The sequence below is a fragment of the Corynebacterium halotolerans YIM 70093 = DSM 44683 genome (genome assembly GCF_000341345.1).
GTDB lineage: Bacteria > Actinomycetota > Actinomycetes > Mycobacteriales > Mycobacteriaceae > Corynebacterium > Corynebacterium halotolerans.
Genome location: NC_020302.1, coordinates 305,120 through 332,063, shown reverse-complemented (window position 1 = coordinate 332,063; position 26,944 = coordinate 305,120). Strand labels below are relative to the sequence as shown.

Annotated in this window: 22 protein-coding genes, 1 tRNA gene and 1 other RNA gene; 8 read left to right on the top strand and 16 right to left on the bottom strand. The window is 69.1% G+C overall.

The window, feature by feature from the left end; genetic code table 11:
- Positions 1-215: 215 nt before the first annotated feature.
- Positions 216-1,304 (top strand): aldo/keto reductase, encoded by a 1,089-nt coding sequence (locus A605_RS01550; RefSeq protein WP_015399744.1) that lies wholly within the window; start codon positions 216-218, stop codon positions 1,302-1,304.
- Positions 1,305-1,375: 71 nt separating this feature from the next.
- Here the strand turns inward: A605_RS01550 and A605_RS01545 are convergent, their stop codons facing one another.
- The gene (locus tag A605_RS01545; protein ID WP_015399743.1) at positions 1,376-2,344 is read right to left on the bottom strand and encodes an oxygenase MpaB family protein; all 969 of its coding nucleotides are present in this window, start codon (positions 2,342-2,344) and stop codon (positions 1,376-1,378) included.
- Positions 2,345-2,598: 254 nt separating this feature from the next.
- Between A605_RS01545 and A605_RS01540 the strand changes: the two genes are divergently transcribed.
- The 4 genes from A605_RS01540 to A605_RS01525 all read left to right on the top strand — a co-directional run bounded on the left by A605_RS01540 (position 2,599) and on the right by A605_RS01525 (position 6,298).
- Positions 2,599-3,903 carry a Mur ligase family protein gene (locus tag A605_RS01540; protein ID WP_027004200.1) on the top strand — a complete coding sequence of 435 codons (1,305 nt, stop codon included), beginning with the start codon at positions 2,599-2,601 and terminating at the stop codon, positions 3,901-3,903.
- On the top strand, positions 3,896-4,651 hold the full coding sequence (locus A605_RS01535; protein ID WP_015399741.1) for a type 1 glutamine amidotransferase: 756 nt from the start codon (positions 3,896-3,898) through the stop codon (positions 4,649-4,651). The genes A605_RS01540 and A605_RS01535 overlap by 8 nt, the downstream gene beginning before the upstream one ends.
- A gap of 169 nt (positions 4,652-4,820) precedes the next feature.
- Positions 4,821-5,309 (top strand): transporter substrate-binding domain-containing protein, encoded by a 489-nt coding sequence (locus tag A605_RS01530; RefSeq protein WP_015399740.1) that lies wholly within the window; start codon positions 4,821-4,823, stop codon positions 5,307-5,309.
- Complete coding sequence (locus A605_RS01525; protein ID WP_015399739.1) at positions 5,309-6,298, top strand: cation efflux transmembrane domain-containing protein; 990 nt, start codon at positions 5,309-5,311, stop codon at positions 6,296-6,298. Before A605_RS01530 ends, A605_RS01525 begins: the two co-directional genes overlap by 1 nt.
- Before the next feature lie 129 nt (positions 6,299-6,427).
- Here A605_RS01525 and A605_RS01520 read toward each other — a convergent pair whose 3' ends face one another.
- The 9 genes from A605_RS01520 to ffs all read right to left on the bottom strand — a co-directional run bounded on the left by A605_RS01520 (position 6,428) and on the right by ffs (position 14,620).
- Positions 6,428-7,003 carry a hemerythrin domain-containing protein gene (locus tag A605_RS01520; RefSeq protein WP_015399738.1) on the bottom strand — a complete coding sequence of 192 codons (576 nt, stop codon included), beginning with the start codon at positions 7,001-7,003 and terminating at the stop codon, positions 6,428-6,430.
- Between the two features lie 168 nt (positions 7,004-7,171).
- Positions 7,172-7,657, bottom strand: a complete 486-nt coding sequence (locus A605_RS01515) for a DUF4383 domain-containing protein (protein WP_015399737.1) — start codon at positions 7,655-7,657, stop codon at positions 7,172-7,174.
- A 179-nt stretch (positions 7,658-7,836) separates the two neighbouring features.
- Complete coding sequence (locus A605_RS01510) at positions 7,837-8,493, bottom strand: recombination mediator RecR (protein ID WP_015399736.1); 657 nt, start codon at positions 8,491-8,493, stop codon at positions 7,837-7,839.
- Between the two features lie 339 nt (positions 8,494-8,832).
- Positions 8,833-9,315 (bottom strand): DNA starvation/stationary phase protection protein Dps, encoded by a 483-nt coding sequence (gene dps, locus A605_RS01505; RefSeq protein ID WP_015399735.1) that lies wholly within the window; start codon positions 9,313-9,315, stop codon positions 8,833-8,835.
- Between the two features lie 187 nt (positions 9,316-9,502).
- Positions 9,503-9,838, bottom strand: coding sequence for a YbaB/EbfC family nucleoid-associated protein (locus A605_RS01500; RefSeq protein ID WP_015399734.1), 336 nt, complete (start codon positions 9,836-9,838; stop codon positions 9,503-9,505).
- Between the two features lie 48 nt (positions 9,839-9,886).
- Positions 9,887-12,607, bottom strand: a complete 2,721-nt coding sequence (locus A605_RS01495) for a DNA polymerase III subunit gamma and tau (protein ID WP_027004198.1) — start codon at positions 12,605-12,607, stop codon at positions 9,887-9,889.
- Between the two features lie 26 nt (positions 12,608-12,633).
- Complete coding sequence (locus A605_RS15755; RefSeq protein WP_015399732.1) at positions 12,634-12,969, bottom strand: suppressor of fused domain protein; 336 nt, start codon at positions 12,967-12,969, stop codon at positions 12,634-12,636.
- Between the two features lie 212 nt (positions 12,970-13,181).
- A complete protein-coding gene (locus A605_RS01485) occupies positions 13,182-14,453 on the bottom strand; it encodes an aspartate aminotransferase type Ic (protein WP_015399731.1) in 1,272 nt (423 codons plus the stop codon).
- 70 nt (positions 14,454-14,523) lie between these two features.
- Positions 14,524-14,620: signal recognition particle sRNA small type (gene ffs / locus A605_RS14925), an RNA gene on the bottom strand.
- A gap of 162 nt (positions 14,621-14,782) precedes the next feature.
- On the opposite strand from ffs, the gene A605_RS01480 reads away from it, so the two are divergent.
- Positions 14,783-14,870, top strand: a tRNA-Ser gene (locus A605_RS01480).
- Positions 14,871-14,921: 51 nt separating this feature from the next.
- Here the strand turns inward: A605_RS01480 and A605_RS14710 are convergent.
- Complete coding sequence (locus A605_RS14710; RefSeq protein ID WP_015399730.1) at positions 14,922-15,749, bottom strand: maleylpyruvate isomerase N-terminal domain-containing protein; 828 nt, start codon at positions 15,747-15,749, stop codon at positions 14,922-14,924.
- Between the two features lie 457 nt (positions 15,750-16,206).
- Between A605_RS14710 and A605_RS01470 the strand changes: the two genes are divergently transcribed.
- Positions 16,207-18,375, top strand: a complete 2,169-nt coding sequence (locus A605_RS01470) for a catalase (RefSeq protein WP_015399729.1) — start codon at positions 16,207-16,209, stop codon at positions 18,373-18,375.
- A 236-nt stretch (positions 18,376-18,611) separates the two neighbouring features.
- Here A605_RS01470 and gluQRS read toward each other — a convergent pair whose 3' ends face one another.
- Positions 18,612-19,529: a tRNA glutamyl-Q(34) synthetase GluQRS gene (gene gluQRS, locus A605_RS01465; protein WP_015399728.1), complete on the bottom strand. Its 918-nt coding sequence runs from the start codon at positions 19,527-19,529 to the stop codon at positions 18,612-18,614.
- Between gluQRS and A605_RS01460 the strand changes: the two genes are divergently transcribed.
- On the top strand, positions 19,528-20,319 hold the full coding sequence (locus tag A605_RS01460; RefSeq protein WP_015399727.1) for a queuosine precursor transporter: 792 nt from the start codon (positions 19,528-19,530) through the stop codon (positions 20,317-20,319). The two genes, gluQRS and A605_RS01460, sit on opposite strands and share 2 nt — an antisense overlap.
- 23 nt (positions 20,320-20,342) lie before the next feature.
- Here A605_RS01460 and A605_RS01455 read toward each other — a convergent pair whose 3' ends face one another.
- From A605_RS01455 to A605_RS01440, 4 genes are all read right to left on the bottom strand, one after another.
- On the bottom strand, positions 20,343-21,857 hold the full coding sequence (locus A605_RS01455; RefSeq protein ID WP_015399726.1) for an SDR family oxidoreductase: 1,515 nt from the start codon (positions 21,855-21,857) through the stop codon (positions 20,343-20,345).
- Between the two features lie 64 nt (positions 21,858-21,921).
- The gene (gene tgt, locus A605_RS01450; RefSeq protein WP_015399725.1) at positions 21,922-23,262 is read right to left on the bottom strand and encodes a tRNA guanosine(34) transglycosylase Tgt; all 1,341 of its coding nucleotides are present in this window, start codon (positions 23,260-23,262) and stop codon (positions 21,922-21,924) included.
- Between the two features lie 71 nt (positions 23,263-23,333).
- Positions 23,334-24,209, bottom strand: a complete 876-nt coding sequence (locus A605_RS01445; RefSeq protein WP_015399724.1) for a potassium channel family protein — start codon at positions 24,207-24,209, stop codon at positions 23,334-23,336.
- A gap of 212 nt (positions 24,210-24,421) precedes the next feature.
- Positions 24,422-26,932, bottom strand: coding sequence for an MMPL family transporter (locus tag A605_RS01440; protein ID WP_015399723.1), 2,511 nt, complete (start codon positions 26,930-26,932; stop codon positions 24,422-24,424).
- Positions 26,933-26,944 lie beyond the last annotated feature (12 nt).

Here is a 26,944-nt window from a genome sequence, read left to right as displayed (position 1 = left end):
CCGAGCCCCGGAGAACCGGCTGATCAACCACCCCGGACGCGGATTCCGCGGCCGGGGCATCCACCGATCCCGTACCCTGGCCGACACACGCCGACACACACGAATCCGTACTCAGGCAGGGCTCCACGGCTGACCGTGAGACACCTGCGCACCCCGGCCCCGGACGGCACCCCCGGAGCGGGCCGGGGCTCGACGACGAGGAAAGGAAACGGCACATGGAGTACACCCGACTCGGTGGTTCCGGGCTCTACGTCTCCCGTCTGGCCCTGGGCACCATCCCCTTCGGTTCCGGCGGCGGCTTCGAGAAGATCGCGGGCGTCAGCAGAAAGGATGCCCGGCGCCAGATCGACGAGGCCCTCGACCACGGCGTCAACTTCATCGACACCGCCAACATCTACACGGGTGGGGACGCCGAGCGGGTCCTCGGTGAGGTCCTCGGCCGCACCCGCGACGAGATCATCCTGACCTCCAAGGCGCGCAGTCCGGTGGGCGAAGGCCCCAACGATTCCGGCGCCAGCCGCTACCATCTGACCCGGGCGGTCGAGGACAGCCTCTCCCGGCTGCGGACCGACCACCTCGACCTGCTCTACATCCACCAGTGGGACGGGCAGACGCCGATCACCGAGACCATCGCCACCGCCAATGAACTGATCAGGGCCGGCAAGATCCGCTACTGGGGCGTGTCGAACTTCAACGGATGGCAGCTGGCCAAGACCGTGTATGAGGCGAAGCTGGCGGGGCTGGAGGGCCCGGTCGCCCAACAGGTGTACTACACGCCGGAAGCCCGCGAGATCGAGTACGAGATCATCCCCGCCGCCCGGGACCTGGGCGTGGCGACCTTCGGGTGGAGCCCCCTGGGGGAAGGCCTGCTCAACGGCAAGGTCCGTCGGGGACAACCGACCCCACCCGACACCCGCCAGGGCACGGGCTGGCCGGAGCCGCACGTGACGGACCGGGACCGGGCCTACGACCTGATCGAGCTGTTCGACGAGATCGCCCGGGACCTCGGCTGGTCCATCCCGCAGGTGGTCATCTCCTGGATCCTGGATCGGCCGGGCGTGGACGGAACCGTGATCGCCGCACGGCGGTTCGAGCATCTGCAGGATGACCTGGCCGCCGCCGGGCTCACCCTGCCCCGGGAGGCCCGGGACCGCATCACCGCCGCCTCCCAGCTGCCGGCCTACTACCCGCTGTGGCACCGGTTGATGACGGGCCAGGACCGCCCCGAGCCGTCGGAGGCCGAGTTCTACGCCGAGCACCGGCCGCAGGTGCTCGGTGAGGAGAACGACAAGAACGACAGCTAGCCGCCGGGCGCTCAACCGCTGCAGAAACAGTGCTCCCGGCGCGCCATGACGGGCGACACCGGTGCCGTCCTTCAGCGCTCGTCCGGCTGCTCCGCGGGCAGCACACCCAGGCGGGTGAGTCGGCGTCGGGCGGCCAGTTCGGCGGGTCCACGCCGACCCAGCACCCGGCCGATCAGGGCCAGGGTGGCCTTCCCGCCCAGCCGGGTCACCCGCGGAACGCCGCTGCCGCGCAGCCCGGTCAGCTCGCGGTAGCGGGGCGGCAGTGAGTCGACGACGGCGACGAACAGGGCGCGGTAACCCGGTTTCAGATTGGGCTCCAGCGGCGGCTCCCTGAGAAAGCTGATGACCTCTTCCACGCGCGGCCCACCGGTCAACTGCCGGTCGGGGTCGTCGTCGAACTCGGCCATCCGCCGCTTCAGTGCCGCGCGGGATCGCGGCGGGTCGACAACCCCCATCAGCTCCCCGGCCACCGCCCACTCGGCCACGTAGGCGTCCGCCCCGGAGCACCCCCGGGGAGTGCCGGGCGGGGCGGGCACCGGGCCGACGAAGTTCTCGTAGGCGGTGAGGAAGGCGTCCGTGAACGCCAGGTGCACCCACTCGGCCAGGACCGGGTCGTTGGCGGCGTACCGCCGCGTGGTCCCGTCCGCGGCGGTGTAGGTGCCCTGGACGGGGACGTGGACCCGGCGCACGTACTCGCAGGCCTGTCGCGCCTGGCCCCGGGAACCGTAGGTCACGGTGAAGATCCACCGGATGGTGCCGGCCAACCGGGCGAACGGATCTGCCCGGTAGTCCGAGTGCTCGGCCACCCCGGCCAGCGCGCCGGGGTGCAGGGCCTGGATCAGCAGCGCCCGGATGCCGGCGGGGATGGTGGACATGCCCCCGTGCACGGCCCACACCGCCGAGTCGGGGCCGAAGTAACCGGGGTCGTCGCCGTCGGCCAGCTCCAGCTGCCAGGCGGGCACCTCTTGGTTGTGGTCACCCGAGAACGTGTAGATCAGGCTGCCGCGCAGCCGGCCCAGCCATCGGGAGAACAGCCTCATGGCGGTGAGATTACCTGCTCTTCGCGGTTGAGTGTAGGGGTGGGCGTGAGCCGAGGGACTCATACCTCTGTGATCCAACAGGGGCCGGGAAGCGCACGGTCCTCTCCCCGGCCGGCGCGCACCTGCCCGCCCTTCCGGCAGGAGTCCTGCACGAGAGGACAACCCCGGGACGGGGAAACCGTTGCCCCACCACTCACCGGCCCTGACCTCGCGATGCGGTCGATCCCCCGGTGCAGCGACTACTGTGGAATGCCATGAGTCCCGAACTATCCGGCCCCCTGCGCCGACTGCGCAGGACCGCGGCGAAAACCGCAGCGAAGCTGGCCACCACCGCCTCCCGGTTGTCCGGGCGGGGTGCGGGCGGCATGATCGGCGGTCTGGTCGCCAACGCCATCGACCCGACCATCATGGAGCAGCTGTCGGGCGAACGCCCCGCGGTCCTGGTCACCGGCACCAACGGCAAGTCCACCACCACCCGCATGCTGGCCGCCGCGCTGCGGCGCAGGTACAGCGTGGCCACCAACGACGGCGGCGACAACATGGACGCCGGCATCATCTCCGCGCTGCTGGCCGGCCGCGACGCCTCCCATGTCGTCCTGGAGGTCGACGAGCTGCACGTGCCCTCCGTCGCCGACCGTCTCAACCCGCAGGCCCTGGTCCTGCTCAACCTCACACGCGACCAGCTGGACCGGGTCGGCGAGATCAACAAGATCGAACGTGCCCTGCGCGCGACCGTCGCCGCGCACCCGGACATGCTGGTCATCGCCAACTGCGACGACGTGCTGATGACGTCGGTGGCCTTCGACGCACCCAACGTCGTGTGGGTCGCCGCGGGCGCCGGCTGGACCGGCGACTCCGTGTCCTGCCCGCGCACCGGCGGGCACGTCGTGCGCGACGGCGACGACTGGTGGGCCGTCAGGCAGCTTCCCGACGGCCGCGAGTTCCGCCGCCCGACGCCCTCCTGGACCGTCTCCGACACCGGTCTGGCCGGTCCCGCCGGCGAAGCCGACTTCATTCTCCAGCTGCCCGGGCGGGCCAACCGCGGCAACGCCACGCAGGCGATCGCCGCGGCCGTCGAGGGGTTCGACGTCCCGCTCGGCGACGCCGTGGCGGCCACCGAGGGCGTCGACAATGTCGCCGGCCGCTACTCCACCGTGAAGCTCGGTGACCGGGAGGTGCACCTGTTGCTGGCGAAGAACCCGGCCGGCTGGCAGGAGGCGCTGTCGATGGTCGACCGCTCGGCGGACGGGCTGGTCATCGCGGTCAACGGGCAGGTCGCCGACGGCGAGGACCTGTCCTGGCTGTGGGACGTGCGCTTCGAGGACTTCGAGGACCTGTCCGTCAAGGCCGCCGGGGAACGCGGCACCGATCTCGCGGTGCGCCTGACCTACGCGGAGATCGACCACGAGCTCACCCCTGACGCGCTGGCCGCCGTGCAGGCCTGCCCGCCCGGGCGCATCGAGGTGCTCGCCAACTACACCGCCTTCCGGGATCTGAAGAAGGCCCTGAACCGGGAAATCGCCCGGAGGGACGACAAGGAGGACAACGACCGTGGCTGAGCAGCTGACCATCGGACTGATCCTGCCCGACGTGCTGGGCACCTACGGTGACGACGGCAATGCCCTGGTGCTGCGCCAGCGCGCCCGCATGCGGGGCATCGACGCCGACATCCTGACGGTCAAGCTCGGGGAACCGGTGCCGAGCGGCCTGGACGTGTACACGCTGGGTGGCGGCGAGGACACCGCCCAGATGCTGGCCGCCGAGCACCTCATCGCCGACGGCGGGCTGAGCCGCGCCGCCGAGGCCGGCCGACCGGTGCTGGCCATCTGCGCGGGCCTGCAGGTCCTCGGCGAGTCCTTCCGCGCGGGCAACCGCGTCGTCGACGGCGTCGGCCTGCTCGACGCCAGCACCTCCGGACTCCAGCAGCGCGCCATCGGCGAGGTCGTCTCCGCGCCGACGAGCGTCGGCATCACCGCCGAGCTGACCGAACCGCTCACCGGCTTCGAGAACCACCTGGGCGCCACCGTGCTCGGACCGGGCGCCGAGCCGCTCGGCCGGGTCTCGCGCGGCATCGGCAACTGTGATGTCGCGGCGGCCGCCGACCTGTCCGACGGTCCGCGCCAGCGCAGCGCCGAGGGGGCGGTGCAGGGCAACGTGATCGCCACCTATATGCACGGGCCCGTCCTGGCCCGCAACCCGCAGCTGGCCGACCTGCTGCTGGCGAAGGCGATGGATGTGGCGCTCGACGAGCTGGAGCCGCTGGAGATCGCGGTCGTCGACCGGCTGCGCCTGGAGCGCCTGCGGTAGACACGGGCGTGGGCGGGCGGAGTCAGGCGTTCTGGAGTACGCTCGACCTCACCCATTCGAGGGGCCTTATGCGTCGGGCGCCAACCGACGCAGCACCGGAGGTCGCCGACGAAAACGCATCGCCCACGGCCTCCCCGGGCCCCTCCCCATGAACGGAGGAAGGACGACGATGCCCGACATCCCCGTGCGCCGCCTCGTGGCCGCGCTTTCCCTGTGCGCCCTGCTTTTCACCGGCTGCGGGGTGATCCCGGCCGACGCCGAGGGCACCCTGGGCCGTGCCACGGACGGCACCCTGGTCGTGGGGGTGTCCGAGCATCCGCCGTGGACGGTCGTCGACGCGGACACCGGAGAGGTCACCGGCTCGGAGGCCGACCTGATCAAGGGCTTCGCCGAGAGCATCAACGCCGAGATCGAGTGGCGCCCCGGCGCCGAGAGCGTCCTCGCCGGCGAGATCCAGGAGAGCGAGCTCGACATCGTCATCGGCGGCCTGACCACCTCCTCCCCGTGGTCGAGCCACATGGCCCTGACCCGCTCCTACGCCTCCGTGGACAGCGAGGGTGGACAGACGGAGAACATGGTCATGGGCGTTCCCCTGGGGGAGAACGAGCTCATGGTCGCCCTGGAGCGTTTCCTCGCGCAGGAACACGGTGAGATCTGATGGCACAGGTGGAGGAGGCGAGCACCGGCTCCGGGCATGACGCCCTGCCGGAGGAACAGCGGGAGGCGCTGAGGAAGGCGATCCGGCTCGAGTGGATCACCATCGGCGTCCTGGCGGTCACGGTCGCCCTCGTCGGACTGGTGGCGGGACAGTCCCAGGCGATGCGCGCCGCGTGGCTGGAGGACATGCTGTCCTTCCTGCCGCCGATCGCCTTCCTGATCGCCACCCGGGTCATCCGGATCGGCCCGAATATGAGGCACCCGTACGGGCACCACCGCTCCATCGGCGTCGCCCACCTGGTGGCGGCGACGGCCCTGTTGATCATGGGTGGTTTCCTGATCTTCAACTCCGTGATGAGCCTGGTGAACGTGGAGAAGCCGCCGGTCGGGCTGACCGTGCTGTTCGGCCAGGAGATCTGGGCGGGCTGGCTGATGGTCATCGTCATGGCGGCCTCCGGCATTCCGCCGGTGATCCTCGGCCGCATGAAGATGAAACTGGCCGAGCCCCTGCACGACAAGGTGCTCTACGCCGACGCCGACATGAACAAGGCGGACTGGTCCACCGCGCTGGCCACCATCATCGGTGTGCTCGGCATCGGTATCGGTCTGTGGTGGATGGACGCGGTGGCCGCGATCGTGGTCGCGGTGTCGATCATCGCCGATGGTGTGCGGAACCTCATCGCCGCCGTCGAGGACCTGACGGACACCCGCGCGATGACCTTCGACGAAAAGGAGCACCCGCTCATCGACGAAATCGAGGACATCACGCGCGCCATGCCATGGGTCGCCGAGGCCGACGCCCGCGTGCGCGACCAGGGCCATGTCTTCCACGTGGAGATGTTCGTGGTGCCGAAGCCGGGCCAGGATCCCACCGTGGAGCAGCTCCACGACCTGCGTGAGACCCTCCACGACGTGGACTGGAAGGTCCACGACGTGGCGGTCGTCCCCGTCCCGGAGATCCCGGTCTACCTGACGCCCGCCGCCGGCTGACGGGACGGGAACAGAAGTTCCACGTGGAACTGATCCCGGTCGGCGTCGGCAAGCACCCCGCCCCCGACCGTCATCGTGCACGGTGGGGCGGGGTGCTTCATATCCGGTGTCGGGCTGCGCCGGTGATTCCTACTCGGTCGTGCGGCCCATCAGCTTGTCGCGGAGCCGGTCGACCATGCCCACTCCGGGCCCGACGGTCTTGTGGAAGAGCTCCGAGTGCGGGGCGTTGGGGTGCGGGCGGGTGGGCGCCATCTTCTTGGCCGTCTCCACCTTCTCCCCCAGCTCGGCAAGCTTTTCCTGGGGCACGTGCGTACGCAACTTCGGGAACTGCTCGGACTCCTCGTCGTTGGCGTGGTGCTCCAGCTGCTTCTCGAATTCGCGGACCAGGTCGATGAACTCCTGCCCGGAGGCGTCGACGTCCTCCAGCTTCTTCATCACCTGGACCAGCTCGTCGTGCTCCTGCTTGTCGTGCTGCACCTCCTCGGTGCCGTTGGGGAGGTGCTCCTCCATGGCGGGGTAGACGTGCATCTCCTCGGCCACCGAATGACGCATGACCTCTGCGGTCGCAGTATCCACCAGGTCGCGGCGCCGCTCGGCGTCGGTCGTGGTGTGGACCTCGGCGAGCAGCTCGAGCATCAGCTTGTGATCCTCCGTGAGGATGACGGTGACGTCCGAGCTCTCGGTGGGGTTATTGGTCTGGGTCATGGTGTGTTCTCCTTGCTCATCAACGGATCCGCGCATCGGCGGAGACTTCATCAGCGAGTGTAATCATGGTCACAGCGGTCTGCCATGATGAAAGCCCGTCCACAGATCCGTACCCGGCCCCGCGAGCGGGTGCCGGGCAGTCGGTTCTGAACGGGAACGGGTGATTTCCTACCTCGCGGCGGTACCGGTCGGCGCGACGTCCGGATCGCGGGCGTCGCGCGTGCCGCGGGGCAGGAAGGACAGGGCCACCATGGTCACGCCGAGGCCCAGGTGCAGCCAGTTGTTCGCGTCGCTGAGCGGGACGAAGTTGGCCGCCGAGTCGAAGTCGATGATCAGGCCGTAGATCCACAGGCCCAGGTAGATGATGCCGCCCCACAGGAGGTAATGGCGGGCGCTGGCCGGTGTGCGTGCCAGGGCGACGCCCGCGACACCGAACAGCAGGTGGACGATGTTGTGGAGGATGGAGACATGGAAGATACCCAGCAGCATCGCCTCGCCCTCATGGCCGGCGAACTGCAGGGTACCCAGATTCTGGGTCAACCCGGGGATGAACCCGGCGATGCCGACCAGCAGGAAAACGATTCCGTAGATGAGTGCGGCGATCTGAACTGGGGTGCGCCCGGTGCGTGTGCCGGACGGAGTGGAATTTGTCATGATGGCACCTCTCTTCTCGGCCGACCGCGGAGTCGACTGGGTCGATTCACGTATCAGCGACGAGGCGCACGCCGCGGGGGTGTCACCTTTCTCATGCGCCCCATGCGTCACTGTCGCGGTACCGCCAGACTAACAACACAACAAGGGCTTCGCCACAACTATAAGTTTTTGTTACAGAACTATATCTGCAGCCGTCCGCTCAGTGCGCGGGAGAGGGTCAGTTCATCGACGAACTCGAGGTCACCGCCCAACGGCATGCCCGAGGCCAGGCGTGAAACCGTCAGGTCCGGGAAGTCCCTGAGCAGGCGTGCGAGGTAGGATGCCGTCGCCTCCCCCTCCGTGTTCGGGTCGGTGGCGAGGATGACCTCGTGGATCTCCGGGATCTCGTCGTGCAGCGGGTTCTCCGGCGTGGAGTCCGCCAGCTCCCGGTCCGGCAGCACCCCACCGATGCGCTGCAGCAGCGAGGAGATGTTGAGGTTCTTCGGGCCGACGTTGGCCAATGGGTCCAGCGCCCCGCCGAGGACGTGGTAGCGTCCGCTGAACTCGCCGGTGCGCTCGATGACCTGGATGTCCTTCGGCTCCTCGACCACGCAGATCAGTCCCCGGTCACGACCGGAGTCGGCGCAGATGCGGCAGACAGCCTCGCGGGAGATGTTGGAGCAGATGCGACAGAAGGTCACACCGTCGCGCACCGCGCCGAGGGCGGCCTGGAGACGGTTGACGTCCTCGGGGTCCACGCTCAACAGATGGAAGGCGATGCGCTGTGCGCTCTTGGGGCCCACGCCCGGCAGGCGGGAGAGCTCATCGATGAGGTCCTGGAGGGGTCCTTCAAACACGTGCGCGTGGCCACCCTTTTCAGATCGTGTCGTCGCCGGCCGCCGTCTGCGGCCGAGCCTGCCACCAGAATAGGCGGGCCACCCCGCCCGCGCCCGCACCGGCCCACATGAACCACGGTTGCCGACGCCCACCCCTGCACAAGGGCGGACATCAGCGCAGACGTCAACCGATCCGCGTCTCGACGTCCGCCCTACCGCAGGCCCTGCGCCGGGCGAGCGTCGACAAGCAGCCCACGAGCGGACACCGGGCGCCTCAACGCCGGTGGCAACGCCTGCGCGGAAGCACGCGGCGCCGACCCCGCTGTCGTGCGGGGCCGGCGCTGCGGGGAGGGACTGTGCCTAGTTGGCGGTGTCCAGATGGGCGCGGACGAACCACTGGAACTTCTCCAGCTCAGCGGCGTGCGAGATGAAGATGTCCTCGGTGACCGGGTCGAGCTCGCCGGAGACCCTGAGGGATTCCCGGACCCGCTCGACGACGTCCACGTACAGCTTGTCGATCGCCGCGAGGTGCTCCTGGGTGCCACCCTTGTTGACCTCGTACTTCAACGGGGTGCGGTCGTTCGCCTGGGCGTCGGGGGTGCCCAGCGGCTCGCCGCCGAGGGTGGACACGCGCTCGGCGACCTCATCGGCGTAGCCACGGACCAGGTCCACCTGCGGGTCGAGCATCTCGTGCACGGCGATGAAGTTCTGGCCCACCACGTTCCAATGGGCGTGCTTCAGAATCAGGTGCAGATCGTTGTAGTCGTTCAGGCGGGCCTGGAGCTCATCGATCAGCTTCTTGGAGTCGACATCACTCAGTCCTGGGACGGTGTAGTTGCTCATGTTTCCTACCTCAGCTTTGCTCTGGTGAATGCTGACCTGTCGCAGGTGCAACCAGGGAGGCGGCAGGCCAACCCTGCCCACAGCCTAACAACGGGCCCGTCCAAGCGTCCGGCGTTCCGCGAATCCGCCCGGGAAAGCAGAAAACCGCCGGGACGGAGGTGTCCGTCCCGGCGGTGGGTCGACCGGTCTAACCGAGCAGGCCACCGAGCGGGTCGCCGCCGCCGCCCATGCCCTGGGACAGTGGACCCATCTTCTCCTGGGCCAGGTCGCCGGCCTTCTGGTGGGCGTCGCCGAAGGCGCCGGTCAGCAGATCCTGCAGGGTCTCGACATCCTCGGGGTCGACGACCTGCGGATCGATCTTGACGTCGGTGACCTCGCCGCCGCCGGTCATGGTGACGGTGACCAGGCCGTTGCCGGCGGTGCCGGTGACGGTGGTGGCCAGGATCTCCTGCTGGGCCTCCTGCAGCTTGGCCTGCATCTCCTGGGCCTGGGCGAGGATCTGGGACATATCCGGCTGGGACATGGGGAGCCTTTCGGGGTTGTTGGCGTTTTTCGCGGCCAGTCTACCGGCTCACAACCGCCGCGCGCCGAGCTCCTGCTCGAGCAGCTCCACCGCGATTGTGGTCGCGTCCCGACGATCGTAGTTGCCCGGCTGGCGTGCCGCCTCCGCCATCATCTCCTCCTCCTCGTTCCGCTGCTGTGACGAGGGGTCGGACAGCGGCTGCCGAGGCTGCTGCTGGGCGGGCGCCTGCTGCGGAGCGGGTGCCGACGCCCGTCCGGGTTGCGGCGGTGCGCCCGTTTCACCCGGGTAGCCGTAGGGGTCCGGTGGCGGGGCCGCGCCGAAACCGGGGTCCTCGTCCGGCTCCGGTGGCAGTGGAACGCCGTTGTCGAAGGCAGGACGGGCCGCGCGCTCGGCCCGCTTGGCCTCGCCGCGGGCTGCGGCGGCCTCCCAGTTACTGCGCGGACGCTCCTGCGGCTCGTGGGAGGCGGGCTCCGAGGCGGTCTGCGGGACCGGTGTCCCCGACCCCTCATCCCGGCCCCCGAGGGCGGCCGGCTGGCCCCAGGCCGGTGCCGGTGCCTGCTGTTCCGGGGCAGCAGCCGGTTGAGGCTGCGCCTGGCTGCCGAGCTGGGCGGGGCGTCCCCACACCGGGGCAGACTCCTGCCGCTGATCCGGCTGCCCGGACTGTTGCTGCTGCTGCGGCGTCGGTCGCTGTTCCGGTTGCGGCTGGACGGACTGCGGCGGGGCAGGCGGGGCAGACGACTCAGTGGAAACCGGCCTCTCGGACTCCTCTGCGGAATCCGAGGAGCCCGGGGATCCGGACGAGCCGGAGCGGTTCTCCCGCGGGCTGGCGTCCTGGTGCGGATTCCAGCTGGCCTGCCGGGCCGCCGGAGCGGAGAAACCGACGGCGGCCGGATCGGTGCCGACCACGCAGTGGACCTTGAGCGGGCGCTCGAGTTCCTCGGCCAACACCGCGACGATGTCGTTGTTGTTCGTCCCGGCGTTGAGCCGTTCGGCGAGGGCCCCGGTGTTGTGGCCGAGCACGAGTGTGTCGTCGCGCAGCCCCAGCACCTTGGCCTCGGTGAGCATGATCTCGGCGACCTTGTTGCGCCGTCCCACCGCGGAACGCAGCTGCGCCCACTCGGAGCGGATCCGGTTGACGAGATCCTCGTCGGAATCCGCCGGAGCGGTCGGCTGCTGCGCCGGTGCCGGGGCGCGGGAAGCCTCGGGCGCCGGGCTCTCGGGCGTGGACGGAGCGGGAGTTTCCGCAGGCTGAGCGGACTGCTGCGCCCCGGTCTGCGCCGGATCCTGCCGGGGCTGCGCCGGTTCCGCTGACGGGGCAGGTGCGGGAGCCGACGAGCTCGCGGGAGCCTGGGCGGGGGTCTGTGCGGGGCCCGCCGGATCCGGGCGTTGCCGCTCGGTCGGCGCGGGCTCCGCGGGAACCTGCCCGGCGGGCGCCTGCGCGGCAGCGGCGTCCTCGGCCGCAGCCTTCTCGGCGGCCGCCTTCTCCGCCGCCGCCTTCTCCGCCGCCTCGCGGGCCAGGCGCTGCGAGCGTCGCTCGAAGACGCGCTGCGAACCCGAGGTGCCGCTGCCCGGGCCCGCGTCGGTGCCGGTGTCCCCCTGCGGCGGGGTGGGGGCTGCCGCCGCGGGTGTCGGGGCGGTGGTGGCCTGCGCGACGGCCCCCGCCCCGCCGACCTGCTGGGCGGGCAGCAGGAGGTGGGCGCAGAGGATCTCGAGCAGCAGGCGTGGCGAGGTCGCACCGCGCATGTCGGCGATGCGCTCGTTGACGGTCGCGGCCAGGTGCGCCAACTGGGCGGCAGTGAACCTGGTGGCCTCGTCGCGCAGCACCTCGGCGCGGTCGGTCGGGGCGTCGACCAGACCCATGTCGAGGGCCTCGGGCACGGCCTGCAGGACCATGAGGTCACGCAGCCGGTCGAGGAGGTCCTCGACGAAGCGGCGGGGCTCGTGACCGGCCTCGATGACCTCGTCGACGGTGGTGAACAGGGCGGCGCGGTCACCGTCGGCCAGCGCGTCGATCGCGCCGTCGATGAGCGAGAGGTCCGTGACGCCCAGCAGCGGCAGCGCCAGGTCGTAGGTCAGGCCGTCGGGGCCGGCGCCGGCGAGCAGCTGATCGAGGATGGACAGCGTGTCACGCGGGGAGCCGCCGCCGGCGCGGATGGCCAGCGGGTAGACGGAGTCCTCCACCATCACGTTCTCGGAGGCGACGGTGCGCTCGAGCAGGCCGCGCATCGCCTGCGGGGTGAGCAGGCGGAACGGGTAGTGGTGGGTGCGGGAACGGATCGTGCCGATGACCTTCTCCGGCTCGGTCGTCGCGAAGATGAAGATCAGGTGCTCCGGCGGCTCCTCCACGATCTTGAGCAGCGCGTTCGAGCCCTCACGGGTGATCATGTGCGCCTCGTCGATGATGAAGACGCGGTAGCGGGACTCGGCCGGGGCGAAGTAGGCGCGGTCGCGCAGCTCGCGCATGTCGTCGACGCCGCGGTGGCTGGCCGCGTCGAGCTCCGTGACGTCGAGGTTGCCGGGCCCGCCGGGGGCCAGCGACACGCACGACGGGCACACGCCGCACGGGGTGGAGGTCGGCCCCTCGATGCAGTTCAGCGAGCGCGCGAGGATGCGGGCGGAGGAGGTCTTGCCGCAGCCACGGGGGCCGGAAAAGAGGTAGGCGTGGTTGATCCGTCCGGAGTCCAACGCCACCGACAGCGGTCGGGTCACCTGTTCCTGCCCGACGACCTCGGCGAAGGTCGCGGGACGATATTTCCGGTAGAGAGCCACGGATCAAAGCCTACCCGGAGGGTCAATCAGCGCCGCCAGTCGAGCAGATCCACCTGCTCGGCCCCCAGTTTCCCCTGCAGCGCCGCGACGCCGTGCTCCACGGCGTAGGCGTGCTCGTCACCGGTGAGCATGACCAGCTGCAGCATGACCGTCAGCCGGCCCTCCTCGGTCACCTGCGGCACGTCGCCGCCCCACAGGTAGGGGGCGACGAGCAGACCGTGGGCGACGCCGAGACCGGCGAGCCCGGCGCGCTCCGCCAGCCCGGGCAACATCGTGCCGGGTTGCGCGGGGACGATGCCGCGGGCGTCGGCAAGCAGCCGGGCGGCCGCGGCAATGACGGCGGTGGCCTCGTCCCCGCCCACGCGCGCGACAGCGAGCAGTTCGCTGCGGACGTCGGTGCCCGCGGCGTCGGCCAGTCCGGTGTCGACGTCCGCGAAGTCCGCGGTGCAGGCCAGTCGCTGGCCGTCACCGACGTCGGCGAGCGCGACGTGCAGCCCGTCGACCCGGCGGAAGGTGAGCTCGCCGGGGATGAGCTGGTCAATCCAGTAGGCGGTCTCCTCGAGCTTCAGTGGTCTCAGGCCCCCAGCTTCTCGACGGCCGCGAGCAGCACGCAGGTGGCGACACCGTCCATGGCGACCTCCAGCTCGTCCACCGGCGGCAGCGTCGGCGCGAGGCGGATGTTGCGGTTGTTCGGGTCGTCCTTGTGCGGGAAGGAGGAGCCGGCGCCGGTCAGCGCGATGCCGGCCTCCTTGGCCAGCTCGACGACGCGGGAGGCGGTGCCGTCGATGACGTCGAGGGAGATGAAGTAGCCGCCCTCCGGCCTGGTCCAGCTGGCGACCTCGTACCCGCCGAGGCGGCTGTCCAGGATCTCGAGCACCCGGTTGAACTTCGGGGCCAGCACCCCGGCGTGCTTGCGCATGACGGCACGCACCCCCTCGGCGTCACCGAAGTACTTCGCGTGCGCCAGCTGGTTGACCTTGTTCGGGCCGATGCCACGGACCCCCGCGATCGACAGGTACCAGTCCAGGTTGGCCTTCGATGAGGCGAAGAAGCTCACGCCCGAACCCGCGTGGGTGATCTTCGAGGTCGAGGACATGTACCAGAAGCGGTTCGGGTGCCCCGCTTCCTCGGCGAACCTGATGACGTTGTGGACCGGCGGGAACTCGTTGGTCAGGGTATGCACGACGTAGGCGTTGTCCCACACGATGCGGAAATCCGGGGCCGCGGTCTCCATCCCGGCCAGGCCGCGGGCGACCTCCTCCGAGAAGGTGATGCCGGTGGGGTTGGCGAAGACCGGCACGGCCCACATGCCCTTGACCTGTGGGTCCTTCACCAGCTCACGGACGGCGTCCAAGTCGGGGCCGTCCTCGAGCATGGGCACGGTGACCATCTCGAAGCCGAACTGTCCGGTCAGGGTGAAGTGGCGGTCGTAACCCGGGACGGGGCAGATCCACTTGACCGTCCCCTCGTCCTTCCAGGGACGCTCGGAGTCGTTGTTGCCGAAGGCGTATGACCAGGAGATCAGGTCGAACATGATGTTCAGCGAGGAGGAGTCACCGGCGAGGACATGCTCGACGTCGAGGCCGAGCAGCTCCGCCCAGATCTGGCGGATATCGCGGATGCCCTTGAGGTTGCCGTAGTTGCGCACGTCCGCGCCGTCGGCGTCGAGGTGGTCGTCCCTACCCGGCAGCTCCAGCAGCTCATCGGCGAGGTCCAGCTGCTCGGAGGAGGGCTTGCCGCGCGTGAGATTGAGCTTCAGGTTCCTCGCCTTGAGCTCGTCGTAATCGGCGCGAACCTGCGCCGCGAACTCGGAGAGGCGTTCGGAATCGAAATCAAGGAGCGTCATCGTCAGGGCCTGCCTTCCATGGGCATCGGGAGTGCTCGAGATGTTGCACACCATGGTAGACCCTCACAAAAATAAGGGGACCCCGCGCACCCGCCAGAGCCCGTTGACCCTTGCTGCATTCCTGCCCTGGGGGAGTTCACGGGATGGACGCCGCACGGGGTCCTGCCCATGACTCTAGTGCATCAACCCCCCAGAGAGCCAACAGCCCGTGGAACACGGGTTCGCCGCCCCGCCCGTGACGCTCACGACAATGCCGGTTCAACGCCAGAATCAGCAGGATGACCTGGCGTTTTGGTTATATTGGGGCACGTTCGCTAAAGTTCTTTCTCGGAGGATTCGACTAGCGGCCTATGTCGCACGCCTGGAACGCGTGTTGGGAGCAATCCCTCAGGGGTTCAAATCCCCTATCCTCCGCCACAGGCGAAACCCCCGGTGAGAAATCACCGGGGGTTTCGCCGTTTCCGGGTTTCAGAAGACCACCCGCGCCGCCTCCAGTGCCTGACGCGCGGCGTCCGGGATGCCGTCGAACAGGTCCGGCCCGGTGGTCCTGCCCGCGAGATGGCGCATGAACTCCGCCGCCGGGAGCACCACCCGCAGATCAGGCACCGTCTGCCCGGCACCGGTCGCGGCGACCTCGGATCCCAGCACCGGGCTCAGCACCCACGCGCCGCCCTCGTGTCCGGTGAGTTCCAGCACGAGCTCCGGGCCCGCCCACGCCAGGCCCAGATCGCGCACCACCTGGACGACGACCTCGGCGTCGGTGGGATCGGGCGCCGGAACGGTGCCGACGGTCCGCGCGATGTCGTGGCGGTGCAGCCAGATGTCCCGCGGGTAGATCGCGTCGGACAGGTAGGCACCGTCCGCATAACCCGGCATCTTCCCGTCCCGGAGCGGGATGGGCCGGAACCACCGCGGCTCGACCGCCCTCTGCGACTGTTCGCGCAGGTCCGCCAGCACTTCCCGGGGCTCCGCGGTCCGGTGGCGGCCGACGCCGGACTCGTTCATCGCGTCTTCGTCCGCCCTCCCCCGGCGCCGTAGCGGGCCGAGCAGGGCGCCGCCGACCATCCGCCACGGCTGCCGCTGGTTCTCCCCGGCCGCGACGATGTGGGTGACCAGTTCGAGGATGGTCCAGTGAGAGCGTTCGGTGGGCATCTGCCACTGCTCGGAGGTGAGTTTTTCCAGCTCGGCCACCAGTGCCCGGCGCTGGGAGGCGTTGATTCGGATGCCGTCGTCGCGTTCCGGAGGGAGGATCTCGACGGCCGGCGGGATGGCGGCGGGTGGGGTCGGCGTGTTCACGGGTGGATTCCTTTCCGGACGGAAGGTCGGTCATTCTCGCAGGTGGAGGATGCCGGTGCGCCCCGGGGGCTGTGGTGTGGGACTCACCCCTTTGAGACCGAAGGTACGCGTGAGACGGGCGGGAAACCATGGGGATTCCCACGCGACACCGTATTCGCAGTGGGAGGGGAACGGGGTGGCGTCGAAAAGCAGCACAAGGGCGGACAGCAAGCGTCTACCGCGACCGAAACCCGTGCCGACGTCCGCCCCACCGCCGACGCGGGCACCCCGTGGCGTCGAAAAGCGGCAGGAGGACCACGCTCACGCGTTGAGCCGTATTGTGATCGGGCCAGTGCCAGGAGCTTCTGAAACGTGACGGTTGACATGCCTATGCTCGGGTTCGAGTGCCCGTGCACTCCGGGCACAACACTCACCGCGCCCTCCCGGCAGCGGTCCCCAATGCCTGAAGGAGAGAACCGTGACCTCATCCGCAGACAAGAAGGCCCAGGACTCCGCCCACGTTGTTCCGGGGGCCCCGAACTCCATCACCCCGCCGGTCGAGGAACCGACCACCCCGACGGAACCGGCCCCGCCGAAGCCCGACCAGACCGGTCCGGCACCGCACACCCCGACCGGCAAGCCCCTCGACGCCCGGCCCGATGACATGGCCCAGCAGGGTGCGTACCTGACCACCGCCCAGGGTGGCCGTCTCTCCGAGACGGACCACTCGCTGCGTGCCGGCGAGCGCGGACCGGTCCTCCTGCAGGACCATCACCTGCGGGAGAAGATCATGCACTTCGACCACGAGCGCATCCCGGAGCGCGTCGTGCACGCCCGCGGCGCCGGTGCCCACGGCGTGTTCGTCGCCAACGGCGCGGCCTCCTCGGTCTCCAAGGCCGGGGTGTTCAAGAAGGGCAAGGAGACCGAGGTCTTCGTTCGTTTCTCCACGGTGCTCGGTAGCCGCGGTTCGATGGACACCGCGCGCGACACCCGCGGTTTCGCCACCAAGTTCTACACGGACGAGGGCGTGTGGGATCTGGTGGGCAACAATATCCCGGTGTTCTTCATCCAGGACGCCATCAAGTTCCCGGACGTCATCCACGCCGCCAAGTGGCACCCGGACCGGGAGATCCCGCAGGCCCAGAGCGCACACGACACGTTCTGGGATTTCATCTCCCTGCATACCGAGGCCACGCACCACACCCTGTGGAACATGTCTGACCGCGGCATCCCGCGCTCCTACCGCATGATGGAGGGCTTCGGCGTCAACACCTTCCGCATGATCAACGACAAGGGCGAGACGTCCCTGGTGAAGTTCCACTGGAAGCCGAAGCTCGGCGTGCACTCCCAGGTGTGGGAGGAGGCGCAGATCACCGGCGGCGCGGACCCCGACTTCCACCGCCGGGACCTGGCCGACGCCATCGAGGCCGGCGCCTACCCGCAGTGGGATCTGGGCCTGCAGGTCTTCCCCGACACCGAGGACCGGATGTTCGAGGGCATCGACCTGCTCGACGACACGAAGATCATCCCCGAGGAGATCGCCCCGGTCCAGATCGTCGGCACGATGACCCTCAACCGCAACCCCTCCAACTTCTTCGCCGAGACCGAGCAGGTGGCCTTCCACCCCGGCCACCTGGTCCCGGGCATCGACGTCTCCGAGGACCCGATGCTGCAGGGCCGCCTGTTCTCCTACCTGGACACCCAGCTCACGCGCCTGGGTGGGCCGAACTTCGCCCAGCTCCCGATCAACCGCCCGCACGCCCCGGTCAACGGTATGCTCCGCGACGGCTACCACCAGACCGCCGTGCACAAGGGCGTGGCCCCCTACCAGCCGAACTCACTGGACGGTGGCAACCCGTTCCCGGCCGACGAGGATGAGGGCGCGCTGATCGACATCCCGGCCAAGATTCAGGCCGGGGAGATCACCCGGAAGAAGCCGGAATCCTTCGACGACCACTACTCCCAGCCGCGCATGTTCTACCTGAGCCTGTCCGACGTGGAGCAGCAGCACCTGAAGGACGCCATCAGCTTCGAGGTCGGCAAGTGCTACGAGCAGGCCGTCAAGGAGCGCGTGGTGAAGTCCCTGGCGAATGTCGACCAGGGCCTCGCCGAGGCCATCGCCGCTGATCTCGGTCTGCCCGCCCCGACCCCGGTCGAGGTCGCCGACGTCGTGCCCAGTCCGGCGGTGTCCCAGGTCGGCAAGCAGTGGCCCACCGACGGTCGTCAGATCGGCATCCTGACCACCGACGACTCCCCAGCGGACGAGGTCGAGGAGCTGGTCTCCGCGATCTTCGACGCCGGCATGGTCCCGCTGGTCGTCTCCACCACCGGCGGCAAGCTCGCCGGTTCGGATGTGGACGTCTCGCGCACCTATCTCACCGCCCGGTCAGTGGAGTTCGATGCCGTCGTCGTCGCCGACCTGCCCGCGGTGCCGGCCGCCCGGGTGATCGTCGATGAGGCCTTCCGGCACAAGAAGGCGATCGCGCTGCGCCCCGAGGCCCAGTCTGCGCTCGAGGCGGCCGGTGTCGACGTCTCCGCCGACGGCGTGATCACCGAGAAGAAGCTGCCGAAGGTGCTCGGTGAGCTGACGACCCTGCTGTCCCAGCACCGCGTGTGGACCCGCCAGCAGCCCGCCCAGGCCGTGTAACTGGTCTCTGACGGCCCCGGGAGGATGAACGCCCCCTCCCGGGGCCTTGGCGATCCAGCGGTGGGAATCAGCACAAGGGCGGACACCGGCGCGGATGACGGGTGCCCCGGGCCTCAGCGTCCGCCCTCCCGCAGAACCTGGCCCACAGCGACGTCGTAAAGCGGCGCAAGGGCAGACATCAGACGTCGACATGACGAATCCCGCCTCAAGGTCCGCCCAACGGCCGATGCGCGGCGCTACACACTCCCCCACACGAACGGCTCGCGGGGAAGCTCCGCCGGGTTGAAGTGCTCGAGCAGCTCGCCCGCCGTCCGCACGCCCGTTATGCCCAGCGACGCGGCGAGCCGGCCGACGATCTCGGCCAGTGGGGCGTCGGCGAGCATCTCGCGGAGGGTGACCGCGCCGTCGCGCTTGGCCAGCCGCTGCCCCCTGTCATTGAGCACCAGCGGCACATGCACGTAGCCGGGCTCCGGCAGGCCGAGCAGATGCGCGAGGTAGGCCTGGCGCGGCGCGGAGCTGAGCAGGTCATCACCGCGGACGACCTGGTCAACACCCTGGTGCCCGTCGTCGACGACGACCGCGAGGTTGTACGCCCAGTCCCGGCCCTGATCGGCGCGCCCACCCCGGCGCAGCACGAAATCATCGACCGTACCGGTGTAGGGCCCGTGGAAATAGTCCTGCACCGTCCACTCCGTGACCCCGGCGCGCAGCCGCAGAGCGGGCACGCGGTCCTCCTCGGCGAGTTCTTCGCGACGCCGCGCCCGCTCCGCCCCGGTGAGGTCGCGGCAGGTGCCCGGGTAGGTGCCCGGGGTGACGTGCGGAGCCGCGGCGGCCTCCCGGATCTCCCTACGCGAGCAGTAGCACTCGTAGACCGGCAGCTCGGTCAGCGCCTGCTCGTAGGCGGGGAAGCGGTCGGACTGGTGGACGACACAGCCGTCGAAATCCAGGCCGAGGGTCAGCAGGTCCTCGATCTGGCGCTGCGCGGACTCCGCCGAGGAGCGCTGGGTGTCGATGTCCTCGACCCGCAGGTGGAAAGCCCGCCCGGTGCCGCGGGCGAACAGCCAGGCCAGCAGGGCGGTGCGCAGGTTGCCGAAGTGCAGATCGCCGCTGGGCGAGGGCGCGTACCGGCCCGCGCCGGAGGAGGTTTCAGGCATGAATCCCATCCTAACGACCACGTGTGGCAGCATCTTTCCCGTGAACAACTCGAATCTCCCTGCACCTGGGCAGGGCGCCTCCGCTGCTGCCACGAACCAGCCCGGGGCGTCCGGAAAAGCCCGCTTCATCCGTATCCGACCCAGCTACTACCCCGTCCTCGTCGCCCTGTTCGTCGCGGTCTTTTTGATCTCGAACATCACCGCCACCAAGGGCGTGACCATCGGCCCGCTGATCACCGACGGCGCCTTCTTCCTCTTCCCCATCGCCTACGTCGTCGGCGACGTCCTCGCCGAGTGCTACGGCTTCAAGGCCGCCCGCCGCGCGATCTGGACCGGCTTCGGCGTGACCGTGCTGGCGGTGGTGGCCTTCTACGTCGCCATCTGGCTGCCCGCCGCCGATTTCTATGACGGGCAGGACGCCTTCGCCCAGGTCCTCGGCCTGGTGCCGCAGATCGTCCTGGCCTCGCTGGCCGGTTACCTGGTCGGCCAGCTGCTCAACTCCTGGGTGCTGGTGGCGATCAAGAAACGCACCGGCGAAAAGTCCCTGTGGGCCCGGCTCATCGGCTCCACGGTCGTCGGCGAGTTCGGCGACACGCTGCTCTTCTGCCTGATCGCCGCGCCGGTCATCGGCATCACCACCGTCGGCGACACCGTCAACTACGTGCTGGTCGGTTTCGCGTGGAAGACCCTGATCGAGATCGTGCTGCTGCCCGTGACCTACGCCGTGATCGGCTGGGTGAAAAAGCGCGAGGGGTACTGGGCGGAGCCTGCGGCTGCTGCCGGATCCTGACGGCTCCTGACGGCGGGGCCGGGTCACTCCCCCGCCCGGCGCAGGATATTGCGCTTCATCACCGGGAAGATCAGGGAGTGGAACGGTACCAGCGCCCACCAGTAGGCGCGGCCGAGCAGCCCCTGGGGGAAGTAGACGGCCGTCTGCCGGTACTTCGATCCCCCGTCCTCCGGGGTCACCTCGAGGATGAGCCAGGCCCGGCCGGAGAGTTTCATCTCCGCCCGCAGCACCAGGCGGCGCGGCCGGTCGATCTCCTCCACCCGCCACCAGTCCAGCCGGTCCCCGACCGCCAGGCGTTTCGGGTCGCGGCGTCCGCCCAGGCCCGGTCCGCCCATCACCTTGTCGATGATGCCGCGCACCCGCCACAGCGACGGCGCGGAATACCAGCCGTTGGAGCCGCCGATGCCCTCGACGACACCCCAGACCCGCTCCGGGGGCAGGTCGCTGCGGGCCTCGCGTTCATCCGTGTAGACGGTCTGCCTGGCCCACTCGGGATCGGTGGGCAGTGAGTCCGCCGCGCTGACCGGCTCGCGCCAGCTTCCGTCCCAGGACGTCGGCACCCCCTCCTCCTGTTCCCGCTGCAGTGCGCGCCGCACGGCCGTCGGATAGTCCGCCAGCCCGCCGGGCGGATCGGGGATGACGTCGGCGATGGCGTGGTCGACGGTGACGGCGTCCTCCGCCATGGACTGGGCCAGCGGGATGGCCAGGCTCGCCGGGGCCGGGGTGACCAGGGCGATCCACCATCCCGAGAGCTTCTCCGCGGGGCCCGGCAGCGGCACACCCGCGATGAAGCGGCGCAGCCCCCGCTCCTTCGCGTACAGGCGCAGCAGGTCGGCGAACTGGTAGGCGTGCCCGCCGCCGACGTCGAAGCCGGCGTTGACCGGCTCCGCGAGGTCCGCCGCGGCCACCAGGTAGTAGAGGGCGTCGCGGATGCTCAGCGGCTCGATGCGGTTGGTGATCCAGTCCGGCGCCACCATCACCGGCAGCCGTTCCGTCAGGTGCCGGATCATCTCGAAGGAGCTGGAACCTGAGCCGATGAGGGTGGCCGCCCGCAGCACCACCGCCGGGACCTGCGACTCGAGGAACACGCGGGCCACGCGTTCACGGGAGCGCATGTGCTTGGACAGCTCCTCCAGCGGGACATCCCGCGGATGCAGCCCGGAGAGGTACACGATCTGGCTGACCCCCGCGTCCGCGGCCGCCGAGGCCACTGTCCCGGCGGTCTCCTTCTCGACCTGCTCGAAATCATCGGCGCGCCCGCCCATCGAGTGCACGAGGTAGAACACCACGTCCACGTCGCGCACGGCCGCCGCCACGTCCTCCGCGTCCGACAGATCCGCCTCCACGGCCTCCACCTGGTCGAACCAGGGGAACCGCTTCAGGCTGTCCAGGTGGCGGGAGGTGGCGCGCACGGTGAACCCGGCGGCCAGCAGCTCCGGGACCAGGCGGCCACCGACATAGCCGGTGGCACCGGTGACCAGGACACGGCGGGCGGGGTGGGTGGCGCGGTAACCGGTGGTGGAGCCATCTGCCGTCATGTGGTCATCCTAGGCGGCGATCCCGCTCCCCCGCAGCGGCCACGGTAACCGCAGTGACCAGTTGCTACCGCCGCTGCGTGCTGCCCGAGTTGGGCCGGACGCGTCCCGGGGTGCCGCCCGCGTAGTAGCGGCCGAGGAACTCGTCGCGGTAGGCCTCGTAATCACCGGCGTCGATCGCGGCGCGGATATTGTCCACCAGCCGGATCATGAACTCGAGGTTGTGCATGGTGCAGAGCGTGCCGGCCAGGAATTCCTTGGCCTTGAGCAGGTGGTGGATGTAGGCGCGCGAGTAGTTCTCGGAGACGTAGCCGCCGAACTCCTCGTCCACACCGGCGAAGTCCCGTTTGAAACGTGCCGCGGTGAGATTCATCCGCCCGTCGAGGGTGTACACCCCGCCACGGCGGCCGAGACGGGTCGGCGCGACGCAGTCGAAGGTGTCGGCTCCGGCCTCCACGGCGGTGAACAGATCGTCCGGCTCGGAGATGCCCAGCAGGTGGCGGGGCTTGTGCTCGGGCAGCTCGTCACAGACCCAGCCGACGATCGTGCCGAGGTTCTCCTTCTCCAGGGCCCCGCCGATGCCAAAGCCGCCGAAGCCGCGCCGGCCCTCGGCCTCCGCGGCGTCGGACAGCGCGATCAGCCCGCGGGTCGCCTGGCGGCGCAGATCCTCGTACTGCGCGCCCTGCACCACTCCCCACAGCGACTGCTTCGGCTTGCCGACGCGCGCGTGGGTCAGCCGGTCGTGCTCGTCGAGGCAGCGTTGCGCCCAGCGGCGGGTGCGCTCGACGGATTCCTCCTGGTAGGCGCGGGTGTCGACGAGCGTGGTCAGCTCATCGAAGGCGAACATGATGTCCGCGCCGAGGCCGTGCTGGATCTGCATGGACTTTTCCGGGGTGAAACGATGCTTGGAGCCGTCGATGACCGACCGGAAGTCCACGCCGTCCTCGTCGACCAGCGCCTTGCGTTCCTTCTTCGCCGCCTTGATGTCGGCCTCGCTCAGGCCCGAGGTGTCCATGGCCAGTACCTTCTTGAACCCCGAGCCCAGGCTCATGACCTGGAAGCCACCGGAGTCGGTGTAGGTCGGGCCGTGCCAGTTCTCGAACCTCCCGACGCCACCGGCCTCATCGACAATGTCATGGCCGGGCTGCAGGTAGAGGTGGTACGCGTTCGACAGGATGGCCTGCGCACCGGTGGAGCGGATCTGCTCGGGCGTGAGCGTCTTGACGGTGGCCTTGGTGGCCACCGGGATGAAGGCGGGCGTGGCGATGTCGCCGTGCGGGGTGTGGATGACACCGGTGCGGCCGTGCTTACCCGGCCCGTCCTGCTCCAGGCGGGTGCCCAGGGTGAAGGAGGTGTCGGGGTGGGCAGGGGATCCGCTGTTTTCGCTGGCCGGTTCGGGAGAGGTCATGCCGACCAGTTTATTACTACAGCGCTGTATTCCCTGAGGCCCCCGTCGTCAGGGAATGACGATCACAGGACTCAGGTGCGGGGGGTTTGCCGGTGCTCGGCGGCGAAGGCGGCGAAGATCTCCTCGGGAGTTTCCCCGGAGCGCAAGAAGTCTCCCCTGAGCTTGTCCGCGAGTTGCTCCAGTGCCCGGGCAAGCCGCTGGGCACTCAGAAGCACTTCCGGGTGGTCGACGTCCAGCGCGGCATCACGTATCCGCAACGCGTAGGACAGCTGGCGGGCCAGAGAGAGATCCGGGTCCGGTTCCAGAAAATAGAAGCCCTCGGTGTGCTGGGTGAAGTCCACGCGGACCTTCTCCACTTCGGCTGTCAAGGTGTCCAGGACTCGTGCGGTGGCCAACGGATCAACGTCCCTGATCGACTCGTCATAGACGACATCTCCCAGATCCTTCAGTTCCAGAGCCAACGTCCGACGCCGCGACAGGGGCGGATACACCTGAATGAACCAGGTCAGGGCCGCGGTGATCAAGGCGAATCCGGTGAGGGCCTCGAAGGGGGAGGCCAGGCGGAGCCAGGGGTCAGTGGCCACCATGTCGCCATAGCCCAGGGTTCCCAGGGTCAGCAAGGAGATGTAGAAGGCCTCAACGACGTCGGGATAGGCGGCGGCATTGATCCCGCTGGAGTACACGAACCCGCCCGGGATGTGCGGGTAGTAGATCAGTGCCCACCCCCCTGTCTGCAGAGCCAGCCACAGGACGATCACAACGACCATGGTCGCTGGCCCCACACCTGACCCCACCCGGTGACCAGTCGCCTTCGAGATCTTCCACATCCCAATGAATATCCCCTGGCTGAAGCGTCCTTTGCCGCTGGGGTGCAGCAGGGTGTGGAATATGTCCCACAGCCCCACCGCGATCAGGGCGATTCCTGCGACCGTGAACACCACCGTCATAATCCACCTCCGCCTCTGCCAGTTGCGTTTTCGTCGTCGATCGCCGGGGAGGGGGAAACCTCACCGAACTGTCCTGGCTCCACGTTCGCGTCCAGGTCCGGTAGCTACAGCCTTCCAGACGGATTCTCGATCGGCATCCCGGTAATTATTTGCTTGCGCCCGATGATAGATCTGCGGGACCCCGGACACACCCCGTAGGCAGGACTGCCGTGCTAGGCGTTCGACCGGCTCTCAAGCCCCTTGGCCGCCTCTTTATGGGTCTCCCGCTCGGCGCGGCGGTGTTCCCACTCCTCCTCCAGGCCGGCACCCTCGACGTCGAGACTCGGCAGGATGCGGTCCAGCCACCGCGGCATCCACCAGGTGGCCCGGCCCAGGATGAACATGGTGGCCGGGACCAGGGCCATGCGGATGAAGAAGGCGTCGAAGAACACGCCCACGGCCAGGGCGAAACCGAAGATCTGGATGAACGGCAGCGGCTGATCGATGAAGGCGATGAACACGGCGATCATGATCAGCGCCGCGGCCGTGACCACGCGTGCGCCACGGGTGAAGCCGACGATGGTGGATTCCTCCACCGCGGTCAGGTTGCCGCGGGCGACCATGCGCTCGCGGTCGGCGGGGCTGACGGAGGCGGCCGTGGCCCCGCGCGCAGCCTGTTTCTGCAGGGTCGTGTAGTGCTCGCGCATGCGGGTGACCAGGAAGACCTGGTAGTCCATGGCCAGGCCGAAGGTCACGCCGATGAGGAAGATCGGCATGAAGGAGATCAGCGGGCCCGGGGTGCTGACCAGGCCCCACAGGCCCTGCTGCCACACCAGGACGGTCACGCCGAAGGCGGCGCCGACGGACAGCAGGAAGCCCAGGCCGGCGACCAGCGGCACCATGATCGAGCGGAACACCAGGAGCAGCAGCACGATCGCCAGTCCGACGACCACCGCCAGGTACAGCGGCATCGCGCCGGCGAGGGACTCGGTGATGTCCATCTGCACCGCCGTCAGACCGGTCAGGCCGATCTCCACGCCGGTGGCATCCTCGATCTCCTGGCCCTGGGCGCGCAGTGCGGCCGCGACCTCGGCGGTGATGGGCTCGTCGGGGCCGGTGAAGGGGGTGACCAGGATCTGCGCGGCGGTGGAGTCCCCGTTGGTGGCGATGAGCTGGGCGTGCTTGACGTTGTGCAGGGAGTTGAGCTGGCCGACCGAGTAGAGGAAGGAACTCAGCGCCGCGGTGGACTGCTCGTCGACGGTTTCCCCGGCCTGTTCGGCCATGTCCGTCTGGGCACGGATCAACGGCTGCAACGCCTGCGCATCCGGGTTGACGGTGTGGGCGTCGACGATGACCAGGAACGGGGCGTTGACGCCCTCCCCGAAGCCCTCGGCCATGAGGTCGGCGGACTTGCGCTGAGTGGTGTCCAGGTTCGACGTCGAGTCCGAGGGCAGGGCCATCTCCAGGTCGAGGACCGGGGCGGTCAGCGCGCCCAGGCCGAGCACGACCACCGCCATGACCAGGCCGGGCACCTTGTGGACGAAGGAGACCCACCGGTTGCCCAGCGTGCGGCCGCGTCGGCGTTTTCCCCCCTTCTTCAGGGGGTTGCCGGCCACGCCGGGGATGCGCCCGGAGAAGGTCCGGTTGCCGAGCACCCCCAGCAGTGCGGGGATGAAGGTCAGGGCGACGAGCACGGCGACGAAGACGGTGAACGCGGCAGACAGGCCCATCGCCGTGAGGAACTCGATGTTGACGATCGACAGCGCGGCCAGCGCGATGATGACGGTCGCGCCGGCGAAGACGACCGCGGAACCGGCCGTGCCGACGGCCAGACCGGCCGCCTCGTCGGCGGGCAGGCGCCTGCGTTCGGCGCGGTAGCGCGAGAGGATGAACAGGGCGTAGTCGATGCCCACGGCCAGGCCGATCATCACCGCCAGCACCGGGGTGATGTTGTTGAGCTCGACGAAGGCGGTGGACAGCAGGATGGCCAGGGCGCCGATACCCACGCCGATGACCGCGGTGAGCACCGGCAGACCGGCGGCCACCAGGGAGCCGAAGGTGAACAGCAGCACCACGAAGGCCACTGCCAGACCGATGATCTCACTGGTGGTCTTGATCTGGATGGGATCGCCGAAACCGGCGCCGCCGGCCTCGACCTGGATGCCCTGCTCGCGGCCGATCTCCATCGCCTCGTGAACGACGTCGCGGTGTTCCTGGGTGACGTCCATCGACGTCGGCACGTCGAAGGTGAAGGTGGTGTAGCCGATGCGCCCGTCGTCGGAGAGCATCTTGAGGTTCTCTGCGTCGGCCCGGGCGGTCTCCTCCGGCAGTCCCTGTTCCGTGGCCGTCTCGACGACCATCTCCTGCAGGGCCGGCGAGACCTCGATCGGGTTGCCGAAGCGCTCGGTACCGGTGAGGTCCTCCAGGTTGGTCTCGATGTAGGCGATGACGTCGTCGATCGCGGCGGAGTTCTCCGGCTGCGCCAGACTCTCGCCCTCAGGTGCGGCGAAGACCAGGTTCACACCGGCGGCGTTAACGGGGTTGCCGCTGTCGGGGAAGTTCTCCACCAGCGTCTTCGTGGCCGTGATCGACGGGGTGTCGGAGATGGAGAACTGGGTGGTGAACGGCTTCTGGAACGTGAACGCCGCGCCCGCCATGCCCGCCAGGATCACCAGCCACAGGGAAATGACGATCCATTTCTTGTGGAAGGACCAGCGTCCCAGCTTGAACAGAAGTTGTGCCACGTCGAAAAAGGC

Bases quoted from the DNA above. Each gene is read 5' to 3' on its own strand.
- A605_RS01515 (WP_015399737.1), bottom strand. From the start codon at position 7,657: ATGACAAATTCCACTCCGTCCGGCACACGCACCGGGCGCACCCCAGTT.
- A605_RS01445 (WP_015399724.1), bottom strand. From the start codon at position 24,209: ATGACGGTGGTGTTCACGGTCGCAGGAATCGCCCTGATCGCGGTGGGG.
- A605_RS01545 (WP_015399743.1), bottom strand. From the start codon at position 2,344: ATGAGGCTGTTCTCCCGATGGCTGGGCCGGCTGCGCGGCAGCCTGATC.
- A605_RS01525 (WP_015399739.1), top strand. From the start codon at position 5,309: ATGGCACAGGTGGAGGAGGCGAGCACCGGCTCCGGGCATGACGCCCTG.
- dps (WP_015399735.1), bottom strand. From the start codon at position 9,315: ATGAGCAACTACACCGTCCCAGGACTGAGTGATGTCGACTCCAAGAAG.
- A605_RS01460 (WP_015399727.1), top strand. From the start codon at position 19,528: ATGAATCCCATCCTAACGACCACGTGTGGCAGCATCTTTCCCGTGAAC.
- A605_RS01485 (WP_015399731.1), bottom strand. From the start codon at position 14,453: ATGACGCTCCTTGATTTCGATTCCGAACGCCTCTCCGAGTTCGCGGCG.
- A605_RS01455 (WP_015399726.1), bottom strand. From the start codon at position 21,857: ATGACGGCAGATGGCTCCACCACCGGTTACCGCGCCACCCACCCCGCC.
- A605_RS01530 (WP_015399740.1), top strand. From the start codon at position 4,821: ATGCCCGACATCCCCGTGCGCCGCCTCGTGGCCGCGCTTTCCCTGTGC.
- tgt (WP_015399725.1), bottom strand. From the start codon at position 23,262: ATGACCTCTCCCGAACCGGCCAGCGAAAACAGCGGATCCCCTGCCCAC.
- A605_RS01540 (WP_027004200.1), top strand. From the start codon at position 2,599: ATGAGTCCCGAACTATCCGGCCCCCTGCGCCGACTGCGCAGGACCGCG.
- A605_RS01500 (WP_015399734.1), bottom strand. From the start codon at position 9,838: ATGTCCCAGCCGGATATGTCCCAGATCCTCGCCCAGGCCCAGGAGATG.
- A605_RS01520 (WP_015399738.1), bottom strand. From the start codon at position 7,003: ATGACCCAGACCAATAACCCCACCGAGAGCTCGGACGTCACCGTCATC.
- gluQRS (WP_015399728.1), bottom strand. From the start codon at position 19,529: ATGCCTGAAACCTCCTCCGGCGCGGGCCGGTACGCGCCCTCGCCCAGC.
- A605_RS01550 (WP_015399744.1), top strand. From the start codon at position 216: ATGGAGTACACCCGACTCGGTGGTTCCGGGCTCTACGTCTCCCGTCTG.